This is a genomic window from Emticicia sp. SJ17W-69 (genome assembly GCF_051209875.1).
Lineage (GTDB): Bacteria > Bacteroidota > Bacteroidia > Cytophagales > Spirosomataceae > Emticicia.
Genome location: NZ_JBNTQY010000001.1, coordinates 4575345 through 4589013 on the forward strand (window position 1 = coordinate 4575345; position 13669 = coordinate 4589013).

Sequence of the window (13669 nt, forward strand, 5' to 3'; positions counted from 1 at the left end):
TTGATTATCAGTTATTTATGGATAGGTTTTAGCCATTTTTCAACCATTTCTATTCTATCGGATGTTTTTGGGAATTTGTGACCAGACATTTCATAAATATCTGTAAACAATAAGAGTATTTGTCTTTCAGAATAGCCTTGTATTGTAGAGTATGCTGTACAGTTATTGATGTAATTAAAAAATTGTTGGCAAAATAAATGGTTAGTATTGATTTTTTTATACTCCGAAGCTACATTGAGTTTGTCTAAGGCTTTTTCAAATGTCTCCATAAAAAAAATGTCAAGTTTTGCTTTTTCCCAAAGTAAACTATCCTCATTTTTATCATAAATGTTCATTTTTATGGGTTTTGATTTACCTTCATCATCTTTTAGTTCTACTATAATTTTATCAATGATGTACTTATGATGAGAAACGATAACTTTTTTAGGCTCATCTTCTTTAGGCTCATCGTCGTTATTGTAGTAGTCTGGGTCTATAAAATCTAATTCTTGCTCAACTTGCTCTTGGAGTAATCTCTTTAATCTTGATAATTCGCTTTGAATTTTTGATATTTTACCTGCATTGTGAAATTTTGGTTTATTATTTTCATACATGCCCAAGCAGACTATCAATAGAAGTTCGATTTTATTTGAAAGTAGAATTGGATATTTCTTTTTTAATAGGCTATCCATTTTATTATACAAAACTCTTGAAACTGCCAACCTACAGATTTTATCAAATTTTACGCCTAATACTTCTCTTATATTCAAAACAGGAAAAAATGTATCTAACTCTTGAATGATTGAATTATCAAAAAGAATAATTTCAATGGTATCAGAAGGATTTTCACAGAATTCCTTCATTCTTTTAAAAGAAATATCTGCATTGGCAAAATATGTGTCTTTTAAAAAAGATTGAAAATCTATTGATTGTTTTTCTTCCATTAAAAGAATAGGGTTAATTTATCGCAAAATTAATAATTAGGAATAGAGTTCACAGCCTTCTTTTTCATCTCATCGGCTATCCTTATATACTTCATTGTATGTTTCAACGAGGTGTGCCCCATGAGTTTACTTACGGTAGCAACATCACTTCCATAAAATGCTAACAAAGTTCCAAATGTATGCCTTGCACAATGGAATGTGATGTGTTTATCCACCCCTGATACTTTTGCCCAGTTCTCAAGATTCTTAATTGTTGCATTGTGGCTTGGTAAATTAAATACAAAATCATCATCGTTTCTACGCTCAGGTAAAAATTTCTTTGCATTTGCATTCAAAAATAGGTTGACTGCTATATCTGTTTTAGCTTGATTCATTTGCAATGAGTCACCCTTGATGTATTTCCATTTTAAGGCTTTGATATCAACGAACCGTAATCCTGTATTACAAGCAAATAAGAAAGCATTTTTTACATTTTCATTACCACAATAGCTTGCTGTTAGTAATTTCAACTCATCAATATTCAATACATCTTTTTCTATACTCTTCTCTTGTTTTGTATTTTTTACATCTTCGGTTGGGTTTTGCTTGAAAATTCGATTTGTACCTTTACTTGAGTACGTTATAAATTTTTTGAAGCGTGCAAAATATGTGTGAGGGGTTTCACCATTTAGTTTTTTATCAAGGTAGGACTTGAACTTAAGGCACAGCGTTTCATCAACTTGCTTAGTGGAAAGTGGTGGTGGTGCAAATTCTTTAAACTGCTGATAAACTGCCAGCATAACTCTTTTATCTTTCTGCTTATAATTATTTAGATAACTATCGAAATATGTATAGAAGTCTTGGTTTTTTGTTTTCTTTTGCTCTACTATATCATCAATCTCATTATTAAAAAACTGTCTTTCTCTATCATTTCTAAGAGCTTCGACTTTGATTTTTACTTCTTTATTATGCTGCTTCTCAAGTACGCCTTTTGGTGTAATAAAAAGAAATTCATTTGTTGATTCCCATTTACGTTTATTGTTTTGATACCATACAAGATAGAGCCTCTCTTTATTATCAGAAGTAATTTTTCCCTTTATAGAGATACGTTGTTTGGTAGATTGTATTTCCATTTTTAATTCTGTTTTTTTATCTTTGTTTTTCTACACTTTGTAAAGTTAAAAAAAGTGTGGAAGAAACGAAACTAATGGAGGAAATTGTAGAAAAATTGTAGAAATTCAATAAATGAAATTATATAAACATTTGATTATAAGTTATTTATGCACACTAATTAGTACCCGTCCTCGGTACAACCGTAAAGCCTTGATTATCAAGGCTTTACGTGTTTTTAGACACTTGTGTTTTGCGTTAGTGACAAATTAATGACAAAAATTAGTAACTTTCCCTAAAATCTCCATTTTCCTGACAATTATCATACAAAGCTTCTCAAAAAAGCACTTCCTTTGCATAAAAATTACCCACAGATTATTATGCTTATTACCACAGCCGAAGAAGCTCTTAAATTAGTAAAGTCAGGCGATAACATTTTTGTACATAGTGTAGCTGCTACTCCGCATCATTTAACTGATATTTTAGTAAAAAGAGCCGATTCTCTAACAAATGTTGGCTTATATCATCTTCACACCGAAGGCGAAGCTCCTTACACCAAACCTGAATATGCTGGTATATTTCATACCAATGCATTTTTTATTGCAAAAAATACTCGTCAAGCAATTGCCGAAGGACGAGGAAGCTACATCCCCATTTTTTTGTCTGAAATACCAAGTTTATTTCGTCAGAATATTATTAAGTTAAATGTTGCACTGATTTCAGTTTCTCCACCCGAAAAAAGTGGTTTTTGTTCATTAGGTACTTCGGTCGATGCCACTTTGGCTGCCATTGATGCTGCCGATATTGTCATTGCACAAATCAACAAATATATTCCTCGTACGCTGGGAGATAGCCAAATTCATACCAGTCGAATTCATTATGGCGTTCCTTTTGATGAGCCTTTACACGAAGTTTCTTGGGGAAATCCGACCATTGAACAGCAAAAAATTGGCAATAATGTAGCATCTTTAGTAGAAGATGGAGCCACACTACAGATGGGCATCGGAAGTATCCCAAATGCTGTTTTGGCAGCTTTAGAACACCATAAAGACTTAGGTATTCATACTGAAATGTTTTCTGATGGTATCATTCCTCTGATAGAGAAAGGTGTGATTACTGGAAAATACAAAAAACGCAACAAAGGCAAAATCGTATCAACATTTCTTTGTGGTACAAAAGATTTGTATGATTTTGTTGATGATAATCCATTGGTTACAATGATGCGAGTCGACTATGTGAACGATACTTCAATCATTCGCCAAAACCCTAAAGTAACTGCTATTAATAGTGCTATCGAAATTGACATCACAGGTCAGATTTGTGCCGATAGCATTGGTGATTATATGTACTCAGGCGTTGGTGGGCAAATGGATTTTATCAGAGGGGCAGCACTTTCAGAAGGTGGTAAACCCATCATTGCCTTGAATGCAACTACTTCTAATGGTTTATCTAAAATTGTATCTCATCTGAAAGATGGAGCTGGGGTAGTAACAACTCGGGCCCATGTGCATTATGTTGTAACAGAATTCGGCATCGCTTATCTTTATGGAAAAAATTTAGTAGAAAGAGCTAAAGAACTCATCAAAATTGCTCACCCTGCTCATCGTGAAGCATTGGCTAAAGCTGCTTATGAACGATTTAAGCAAAATTATTCCAAATAGTATTTGACTATTGCTAAGCACAAATGCCCACTTCTTAAAAATTCCGTACCTTTGTGTATGGATTATTTCAAAAAATTACTTGATTTGCTTAAGACTGAGCGTGAGGAAGACCACGCTCAGTATCAAAAACTTACCGAACAATCATCTGTTGCCGAGCGTCGAGCCAATGGACTAACTTGGTATCCAATTGCTATCAGAGGCTCAGAAATGAGTCGTGGAGATTACATTACAGTCGAGGTCGAACGAACTACACATCAAGATATTTCACATCAATTACGTACTGGGATGCCTGCCGTTTTTTTTGGCAACCACGATCCACAAAAAGATCGTATTGAAGGCACGATTACGCACCAAAATGGCAATAGATTAAAAATCACACTTCGTACCGATGAATTGCCTGATTTTGCTCGTGATGGCAAATTAGGAATTGATGTACTTTTTGATGATAATTCTTATGATGAAATGCAAACGGCTCTCAAGCTCGCTAATGAACTTTCGGAAAAACCTGAAGGTAATTTAATAAAAATTTTAACGGGTGAACGACAGCCAACATTTAATAAAGATTTATATAAAATCACATTACCAAAACTCAATTCTTCCCAAAACAATGCAGTTGACAAAATACTGTCAGCCACTGAATTAGCCATCGTTCATGGCCCTCCAGGTACTGGAAAAACCACTACTTTGGTACAAGCCATCAAGGCTTTAATCAAGCAAGATAATGCTAAAATTTTGGTTGTTGCACCAAGTAATACCGCAGTAGATTTATTGAGTGAGAAACTTTCGGAAGAAGGCTTAAATGTATTGAGAGTAGGCAACCCTGCAAGAGTAAGCGAGCGTTTGATGTCATTAACTTTAGATAGTAAAATATCCGAACATCCAATGATAAAAAATGCCAAAATGCTAAAAAAACAAGCCAATGAATACAAAAGCATGGCTCATAAATACAAGCGAAATTTTGGAAAGTCGGAGCGTGATCAGCGAAAATTATTGTTTGAAGAAGCTCATAAAATCATGAAGGAAGTTGATAATACCGAGCAGTATATCATTAATGATTTAGTTACAAAAGCTCAGGTGATAACAGCAACTTTGGTTGGTTCAAATCATTATACAGTCCGAAACCTAAAATATCATACAGTAGTAATTGACGAAGCTGGACAAGCCTTAGAACCAGCCTGCTGGATTCCTATTCTAAAAGCTCAAAAAGTAGTCTTAGCTGGTGACCATTGTCAATTATCACCAACGATTAAGTCAAACGAAGCAGCAAAAAATGGTTTAAGTACTACTTTGCTTGAAAAATGTGTAGCTCTTCACCCCGAAGCGGTTACGCTTTTAGAAGAACAATACCGCATGAATGAGCAAATCATGGCACATTCTTCAAAAGTTTTCTATAATAATCAACTAAAAGCCCATGATTCGGTAGCTAAACATTTGCTTTTTGATAATGATTTACCATTACTATTTATTGATACAGCAGGATGCAGCTTCGATGAAAAACTCGACGGTACAAGTTCGACAAACCCCGAAGAAGCAGCATTTTTATTCAAACATTTAAGTTTATTTACGACTGAGTTAAAAACATATTTTTCAAAAGAAAACTTCCCAACGATTGCTATTATTTCGCCTTATAAACAGCAAATCAATATTCTAAAAGAGCAACTCGAACATTCACCCGATTTACAAGATTATCTTAGCAAGATTTCAGTAAATACCATTGATAGTTTTCAAGGACAAGAGCGAGATATTGTCTATATAAGTCTTACTCGAAGCAACGCCGAAGGAGCGATTGGCTTCTTGTCTGACATCCGTCGTATGAATGTGGCCATGACCCGTGCCAGAAAGAAATTAGTTGTGATTGGTGATAGTGCTACACTGGCAAGTTCAGCTTTTTATGCCGATTTCATTGCTTTTTCACAGGAAATTGAAGCTTATCAGAGTGCTTGGGAGTGGATGTAAGGGGATTTATCCATAGTCCTTATTTTTTTTATTAATTCATCGGTATAAATTTTAGCACCATACTTATTCAGATGGTTCTCATCAAACAAGTAGCTTCTTTTTTTCATATTGTTTAGAAACAAAGGTGAATAAAACCATCTATTCTCAGGAAGTATCTTATTGAAAATTGGAAAAGTAAGCGTTTTTTCTTTTATATCTTTAATCGTTGTAGGCACAAAGAAAATGATATTAATATTATTTTCTTTACCCTCATTAATTAATTCTTCAATGAAATGAAGATATTTATGCTGGACAGGATTTAATTCTTTATTTACATTTGCTATTTCTTGAAAAGTAATAACTGTCTTATTACTTCCTTTATAAATTGAAGAATCGTTGACATATCCTATTTCAGGTTTAAGCGTCAAATTTGATTCAAATAGTATCTTGATTGATTCCTTTAAGCTCAGAAAATGAAATATTATGTTATCTATTTTTTCAATTTTTTCACTGAGTGTCAAATGTAATTTCAATAAATTTATGCAATCAGTTTCTGAAAAAAAATATTTATAGGAGACTGGAGGAGTTGGTTGGCTGCTGCAAAGTTCTATAAATATAGTACTTTGAGGTGGAGAAATCTTAATAAGTCTTTTTGCTAATAAGTAGTTATACAAAAAACTTGATTTAGATAATCCAAGGTTATAAATTCCTTTCAATTTAAACGTTTTTTGCAATTGGTCGGTATTAACACTTCGTCGAACCCTACTTGTACCAACAAAATATATTTTTGGTGATTTATTTGCAAAATCAATTTGTTTTTTAAGTTCATCAGCAGTATTAATCATATTAACGACAGTTCTACATCCGATACTAAACAAAACAACTATAAAAACATAGCTTGTGAATTTCAAAAGAGATGGCTTTGTTGAGCTAAGCATATTTAGAAACGGGTGTAATAAAAATTCTGTTGAGGAGTTAAACCAAAGAAAAGGATAAGAATGGTCAAAAGTATATAAATCAACCAACGTTTTGTGAAAGAAAGTGTCGCTATATATTCATCTATACTTTGTTGATTTGCTTTCCGATTGATAAAATCCATAAATAAGAAAAGAGGTGGTATAAAAATGAATTGTTTTATTAACGTTGTTTCATTCAAAAATCTAAAGTTAGAACTTAAAAATAGTGCATTTATTGAGCTTTTAAAGTCATTAGACCTAAAAAAAATAGCAAGAAAAGCAGCAATAATTAAGTGATAGAAAACACCAGCTATTTTTCTAAAATTAGTTGAAAAAACCTCAAAATATTGTTGATAATTTCTTTCTAATAATATCCATGTGGCATTAAGTATTGACCAAATCAAAAATTTAATAGATATTTCATGCCATAATCCAATGAGCAAAAAAGTGATAAAAGTAGCTATATTATTTGCGTTTTTAGACTTTATATTCTTTGCAATAGCAAAAAAGAAATAATCTCTAAACCAATGATTTAGTGTAATATGCCACCCTTTCCAAAAGTTTTGTCTTGAATTTGACAAATAAACTCGATTCCCAAAATTAGGATTGAGACGAATCCCAAAAATGCGAGAAATACCTTGATAAATATCTATATAAGAACTAAAATCACAATAAAGTTGTAAAAAAAACAACAGTCCACCTATCAATACTATTATTCCTTGATAGGTACTTGGCTCATCCATAATTCTATCAACAACGACCTTAAGCTTTTGAGCTAATACAAGATTTTTAAATATACCCCACAAAACTAACCTAAAACCCGCCGAGAAATTTTCATTTGAAAATTCGATTCTATCTGTAAATTGTCGGATAGTTTTTTTATACCGTTGCAAAGGTCCTGCACTTACGTATGGAAAATAACTTAAATATAGTAGAAGGCGTTCGTAGCTATTTTCTGCCACAATATAACTCTTCTTAATGTCAAAAAGATAACTTAAAGCATTAAATGTTATGTATGAAATACCAAGTATTTCAAGCGTTTTTGTTCGATTTTGAACAAATAAGAAAGAAAATTTTAAAAATAAAAGTGGAAGTAGTGTACAGATAATAAGTACAAAATACTGAGCTTTGAAAGCTTTTTTTTCAACGTTTTTTCCTGCAAAAAAAACAAATAAAGTGTAAAAAAGAATAAAGATTAATCCAGTTAACCCAGCATTAAAAGCATAAAATATCAGGCTCCCAAATAAAAGTATTCTCCATGCTTTTATTTTTTTTTGTAGAATACTAACACTTACAAGAGCGATAAAGGCAATAACTATCGTAATCGAAAGATTGATTGACATAGAATGTTCTATTTCTTGGTAACATACAAGTTTTTGATACCACGCATAAAGACCGATTTTTGCCAAACTACTTCATCCTGTTCACTCAAACGATATTTTTTCAAGCAAAGAGCTAATGGTTTTAATAATCCTCGAAGTTCTAAACGGGCTAATTTTGCACCAATACATGAATGTGAGCCACTTCCAAATGCTAAGTGTGGATTATATCCCCTTTCAGGAACAATTTGTTGGGCATTTTCAAATACTGATGGGTCTCTATTAGCAGAAGCTAAACACAAAAAAAGCTTCGAGCCACTCGGGATTTCATGCCCTCCAATTTCAATCGGATTTTTATTAATCCTGATGGTATATTGTTGAGGTGAGGCAAAACGGAATAACTCTTCGACTAAAACATTAACTTGTCTTTCGTTGGCTTTTTCAATAAAATCAAGTAACTTAGGTTGTTTTAACATCTCAAGCATACTCATGGTCAAAGTATCCACAGTCGTTTCAATGGATGCAAAAAAAACTAAAGAAATAAGAGAGATAAGTTCATCTTTAGACAGAGGATTTGCCAATGCTGAATTATGCTTGCAAATTTGCCTAATAAATGAGTTCTTAGGTAAATCTGGGTTATCAAAATCGTCGGATATCAACTCAAAAAGCCATTCTGCTTCTTTATTTATAGCTTGATATGTTTTAATAGGAACATAAATCCCCTGAGACATTGCTAAATGATGGGAAGTATTCCTAAGTTTTTCATAATTATTCCAAACATCTTTAAAATCATTTGGCTGATAAAATGAAGAAAAAATTAAAATGGGAAGTATTGAAGCAACATGCCCTAAATCCAAATTTTCATCCTTAAAATTTTGATCTAACCAATGCTTAACGTTGGTACTCACAATCTCATCATAATCGTACTCTTTTAACGTTTGTTCTAACAAGGCCCTACCAATCAAATGCATCTCATCATTCAAATACATTAACCATTTTTTAGAGCTTTTGGCTAAGTATGGACATTGTGCTGTATTTTTAAAAATAATGGGTTCTTTGATTTCAAAATAACCAGATAAATCAGTAGTATAAAACTCATCAGAACGTAAAATTTGCTTTATATCGCTGTGTCTAAACAATATCCACTCGCTAAAATTTCCTTTTTGAACGGGGTTAAATTCTAAACATTTAGAAAATTGCGGATAAGGGTCTTGGATATATTCGCTCGATGTTGGGTTCCATTTAATTAATTGTTTTTCTTCAATAGCCATTCTATTAATTCGTTTACTGTTTCAAACTCATTAAATATTGTAGGTTCGATTTCATAACCAAGAAATTCTTCTAATGAATAAGAAAGGGAAACTGAAGAAAGAGAGTCTAATCGGTAATCTTCAATGGGTGAATTGAGAGAAATTTGATGTGGTTTTAATGCTAATTCTGAGGCCAAGTTTTCTTTGAACCAGTCTTCTAATTGTTCTTTTGGCATTATTTTAATTTATATTTTTTGATAATTAGATCGTTTACAAAGGTAGCATAAATTCAAAAAAAGATTGATTGTCTTTTCAAAAAATCATCAATACTTATGCTTTTCTTTTTAAAAGAAAGGCATTTATAGCCATACATCTATTATTAAAAAAGCTTTTTGTTCACACATTAAGCAACATAACTTTATTGTTTTTTAAAGGGACTTGGGTTTATTTTAGTTTTTGGTAGATAAGAAAAGAAAAAAGTCAATAAAATAAGACTAATCATTTTATTGACTCCTTCATTTATTTCAGTAAATCCTGCAAAGTTTCAAAATTCAGTTTTTCATCAAAAATCGCCCGAATTGGGATTTCAAAGCCTTTTATCACACTACTTTTAATCGTTCCATTACTCGATTTTAGATTTAATTCATAGCGTTTTTCGTTTAATAAATATTGCTCAATTACCTCACTATCAGGGTCTATTATCCAATATTCAGCTACTTTATGAGTTTCATAATCATCAAATTTAACCCCTCTATCATTCTTTGCTGTACTTTTTGAAAGAATTTCTACCACAAAATCAGGAACAGGGAATAATGTTTGAACTTCCTTGAAATCTTTTGCTTTTTCATTTCCGAAAAAAACAATATCTGGTTCATAATCATTTCGAGTAAAAACTGTCATTATTTTCTCAAAACCTACAAAACCCAACTTGTATTTATAGCAGTGGGTATCCAATAATTTGTACAGCAAACCTGTAGCCTGATTATGTCTTTTCATTACAGGTGAATGCACAACAATTTCACCATTAATGAATTCAACTTTCATTGATTCATCAATTTCGTTATAGAATATCTCCCTACGTACTCGCTCTTCATTCAATTTACTACTTACTTCTTGAATCAACAAAGGAGCATCAGGTAAATCTAAGATCTGTTCTAAAAGATTTTGGTGGAACATTCATTTGCTTTTTAATAGCACTAAGTTAGTTATTTTCACAAATACTTCCAAAGTTTTACTCATCAAACTTCACCCCTACTGGCTTACGATATTGCTCAAAAGGGATTTTCAGTAAACTTCCCAATCGGGCATTTTCTTCAGGTTTCATGTGTGTATCAATGCCATAAATGATTTTGTCACGGTCGAGAATCATAAATGTCCCAAAAATTCTATCCCAAATCGAAAAGATATTTCCGTAATTTGAGTCTGTATAAGGCAATACATAATGATGATGTACTTTGTGCATATCAGGTGAAACAAGCACCCAACTCATAGCATTGTCTAGCCATTTAGGAATCACAATATTAGCATGATTGAACTGAGAAAGTAATACTGAAATCGCTTGATACATAAAAACCATCCACATCGGAGCTCCTGCTATTACAATACCCATTGTCGTAAAGATAAAACGAAAAACACTTTCGCCTGGGTGATGGCGATTGGCCGAGGTTGTGTCCACGTTTGTGTCCGAATGATGTACCAAATGAAATTTCCACATCCATTTCACTTTATGTTCTGTCCAATGTACAAACCACGCCCCTATCAAATCTAATAATAGTAATCCTACAATTGTAAAAGCCCAAAGCGGCATTTCGGGCAACCATTGTAGAATGCCAAAGTGATTTTGTACAGCCCAATCAGCCGATTTAAGTAAAATAAAGGCCAAAGCAAAATTGACAATAATTGAAGTAATGGTAAAGAAAATATTGATTCCTGCATGTTGAATTTTGTTGTATTTAAAATTGAACAACGGAACTGCGTATTCCACCATCCAAAAAAAAGCAATTCCACCAACTAAAATAATACTTCGGTGCAATGAAGGTATCGTTGCAAAATAATCTACTATTTGTTGCATAAGTTTATAGGTTTTTAGTTTCTTGGCATAAAGTTAGAGAGAAGAACGAGATATTAATATTTTTTTTATGCGAAAAAATTACAAATATTTATATTTTTTCTTTAATTTGTGATATAATAACTTTTGTTTATCTATTTTAGTTTTTTTGAAGGTGTTTAATTGATTTTACATGAAAAAATGTGTTTTCCTTGATCGTGACGGTGTATTAAATGAAGAACAGCATGACTATGTAAGTCGTGAGGAAGATTTTGTGATTCGAGATGGCGTAGTTGAAGGACTGGTTTTATTAAAAAACGCAGGTTATTTACTCATCGTAGTAACAAATCAAGCTGGAATAGCCAAAGGAATGTACACCGAAAGCCTTGTCAGGGATTTACACAATATTCTTCAAAATAAATGTGGTGGCATTATTGACGACCTTTATTTTGCCAAACATCATCCAAAATATACTTCAGATTCGCTTCTTCGTAAACCTGATTCGCTCATGCTTGAAAAAGCGATGGCAAAATACCATATAGATTCTACCCAGTCATTTATGATTGGTGATGCCGAGCGTGACGTAAAAGCAGGAAAAAAAGCTGGTGTAAAAACAATTCACATTACGGGAGGTAAAGAAACAACCGATTTAGCCGACTGGCAATTTGGCAGTCTGTTGGAAGCTTCAAAATTTATTACTAACTCAATATAGTAAAATCAAGCGTGTCTTTTTTCTACAGGTGTTTTCGGAGCAACTTTGCCATAAGCAGGGCATTGTTGACGGCGACATGATGCCATTCCTACAATCATCAAAAGGCTTAATATCAATAATTTAGACTTCATTAGTAAATATTTTATTGGTTGTTTTAATATCTTTATTCATGTCCTGAGTCTATCGAAAGAATCAGGACATGAGTAATTTTTTTCAAGTTCACAATGTTTAATTTCTAAACGCAAATATCGCAAAATTTATTTTATAGCACCGCCTCTTCCTGTAACTCTTCTGTGGTCTTTTTGCTCTTTTTGCTAATACTATTATTGATCAATTTTTGTGGCTCTGTTTTTTTATCTGACTTATAACCTAAAATTTTCATCATTGAGTCACTGTCTTGTTCGGGTGAAAACAATTCGGTCGTAATATTTCCTTCATCATCCAAATTAACCAAAACGTGCTGTGGAGCTGGAATCAAACAATGTTGAATACCACCGTAGCCACCCAAAGATTCTTGGTAAGCTCCTGTATGGAAAAATCCAATATATTGGTCTTCGTTGTCAATGTCAAAAACTGGTAAATATAAGTCTTCTGAGTGAGCCTCTGTATTATAAAAATCAGCAGAATCACAGGTCAATCCTCCCAAATTTACTTTTTCATAAGGACTATCCCAGTTATTGACAGGCATCATGATATATTTCTGACCAATTCCCCAAGAATCTGGCAATTGTGTAATAAATGAGCCATCAATCATGTACCATAACTCACGGTCATTTTGCTGTTTTTTATCAATTACCTTGTAAATAACTGCCCCACTTTCACCCACAGTATAACTACCAAACTCTGTAAAAATATGTGGAACTGGTACGTTATTTTTATTACAAATCCACTGAATATTTTCTATAATTTCATCAATCATTGCTTGATAATCATAATTAAAAACCAATGATGTTTGAATCGGCAAACCTCCACCAATATCAATCGAATCAAGTTCTGGACAAAGTTTCTTCATCTCGCAATACTTGAACATAAAACGAGTAAGCTCAGACCAATAATAAGCATTGTCTTTGATACCTGCGTTGATAAAAAAGTGCAACATTTTGAGTTTAAAGCGAGAATTTGGCTTTATTTTCTCTAAATACAAGCTATTAATATCATTATAACGCACACCCAAACGTGAGGTATAAAAAGCAAAGTTTGGTTCTTCATCAGTTGCAATTCTTATGCCAACACTTACAGTTTCGGCGGTAGAATTTTCGAGATAATAATCAATTTCTTTCAGATTATCCAAAATTGGAATACAGTTTACAAAGCCATCGTTATGCAAAGCCGAAATATCCTCTAAATACTTCGGACGCTTATATCCATTTGAAATGATATAAGTATTTTTATTTATTTTTCCATCTTCATACAAAGCTCTGATGATATTGATATCAAAAGCCGACGAAGTTTCTAAATGCACATTACTTTTCAAGGCAGTTTCGATCACAAATTTAAAATGTGATGACTTTGTACAATAACAATACGTATAATTGCCTTTATAATTATACTTTTTCATCGCATTTCTGAAAAGCAATTTGGCATTGTCAATATGCTCTGCTATTTTTGGCAAATAGCTTATCTTAAGCGGTGTACCATATTGCTTGATAATATCAGTTAGGCGAACGTTGTTAAAAAGGAGTGTATGGCTATCATCGACACCAAATTCACGAGTTGGAAACTCAAATGTTTGTTCGATTAGATCTATGTAACGTTTCATATTAAGTGTAAAATTGAA

Annotated in this window: 13 protein-coding genes; 3 read left to right on the plus strand and 10 right to left on the minus strand. The window is 32.6% G+C overall.

Features of this window, described 5'->3' with window-relative positions:
* Positions 1–11 precede the first annotated feature (11 nt).
* Positions 12–923, minus strand: a complete 912-nt coding sequence (locus ACQUQZ_RS18695) for a hypothetical protein (RefSeq protein WP_435356607.1) — start codon at positions 921–923, stop codon at positions 12–14.
* 29 nt (positions 924–952) lie between these two features.
* Entirely contained in the window at positions 953–2035 is a 1083-nt protein-coding gene (locus tag ACQUQZ_RS18700; protein WP_435356608.1) for a tyrosine-type recombinase/integrase, read from the minus strand.
* A 357-nt stretch (positions 2036–2392) separates the two neighbouring features.
* Between ACQUQZ_RS18700 and ACQUQZ_RS18705 the strand changes: the two genes are divergently transcribed.
* On the plus strand, positions 2393–3673 hold the full coding sequence (locus tag ACQUQZ_RS18705; protein ID WP_435356609.1) for an acetyl-CoA hydrolase/transferase family protein: 1281 nt from the start codon (positions 2393–2395) through the stop codon (positions 3671–3673).
* A gap of 57 nt (positions 3674–3730) precedes the next feature.
* The gene (locus tag ACQUQZ_RS18710; protein WP_435356610.1) at positions 3731–5629 is read left to right on the plus strand and encodes an AAA domain-containing protein; all 1899 of its coding nucleotides are present in this window, start codon (positions 3731–3733) and stop codon (positions 5627–5629) included.
* On the opposite strand, the gene ACQUQZ_RS18715 is transcribed toward ACQUQZ_RS18710, so the two are convergent.
* The 6 genes from ACQUQZ_RS18715 to ACQUQZ_RS18740 form a co-directional block, all read right to left on the minus strand.
* Positions 5605–6546 (minus strand): hypothetical protein, encoded by a 942-nt coding sequence (locus ACQUQZ_RS18715; RefSeq protein ID WP_435356611.1) that lies wholly within the window; start codon positions 6544–6546, stop codon positions 5605–5607. The two genes, ACQUQZ_RS18710 and ACQUQZ_RS18715, sit on opposite strands and share 25 nt — an antisense overlap.
* 2 nt (positions 6547–6548) lie before the next feature.
* Positions 6549–7907 carry an MBOAT family O-acyltransferase gene (locus ACQUQZ_RS18720; protein ID WP_435356612.1) on the minus strand — a complete coding sequence of 453 codons (1359 nt, stop codon included), beginning with the start codon at positions 7905–7907 and terminating at the stop codon, positions 6549–6551.
* A gap of 8 nt (positions 7908–7915) precedes the next feature.
* The gene (locus tag ACQUQZ_RS18725) at positions 7916–9154 is read right to left on the minus strand and encodes a cytochrome P450 (RefSeq protein ID WP_435356613.1); all 1239 of its coding nucleotides are present in this window, start codon (positions 9152–9154) and stop codon (positions 7916–7918) included.
* Positions 9130–9369, minus strand: a complete 240-nt coding sequence (locus tag ACQUQZ_RS18730; RefSeq protein ID WP_435356614.1) for a phosphopantetheine-binding protein — start codon at positions 9367–9369, stop codon at positions 9130–9132. Before ACQUQZ_RS18730 ends, ACQUQZ_RS18725 begins: the two co-directional genes overlap by 25 nt.
* A gap of 283 nt (positions 9370–9652) precedes the next feature.
* Positions 9653–10309: a Uma2 family endonuclease gene (locus ACQUQZ_RS18735; protein ID WP_435356615.1), complete on the minus strand. Its 657-nt coding sequence runs from the start codon at positions 10307–10309 to the stop codon at positions 9653–9655.
* 55 nt (positions 10310–10364) lie between these two features.
* Positions 10365–11204: a sterol desaturase family protein gene (locus tag ACQUQZ_RS18740; protein WP_435356616.1), complete on the minus strand. Its 840-nt coding sequence runs from the start codon at positions 11202–11204 to the stop codon at positions 10365–10367.
* 169 nt (positions 11205–11373) lie between these two features.
* On the opposite strand from ACQUQZ_RS18740, the gene ACQUQZ_RS18745 reads away from it, so the two are divergent.
* Complete coding sequence (locus ACQUQZ_RS18745) at positions 11374–11892, plus strand: D-glycero-alpha-D-manno-heptose-1,7-bisphosphate 7-phosphatase (protein WP_435356617.1); 519 nt, start codon at positions 11374–11376, stop codon at positions 11890–11892.
* A gap of 5 nt (positions 11893–11897) precedes the next feature.
* On the opposite strand, the gene ACQUQZ_RS18750 is transcribed toward ACQUQZ_RS18745, so the two are convergent.
* Together ACQUQZ_RS18750 and ACQUQZ_RS18755 are read right to left on the minus strand one after the other, a co-directional pair.
* Complete coding sequence (locus ACQUQZ_RS18750; protein WP_435356618.1) at positions 11898–12023, minus strand: hypothetical protein; 126 nt, start codon at positions 12021–12023, stop codon at positions 11898–11900.
* 131 nt (positions 12024–12154) lie between these two features.
* A complete protein-coding gene (locus ACQUQZ_RS18755) occupies positions 12155–13651 on the minus strand; it encodes an arginine decarboxylase (RefSeq protein ID WP_435356619.1) in 1497 nt (498 codons plus the stop codon).
* Positions 13652–13669: the final 18 nt, after the last annotated feature.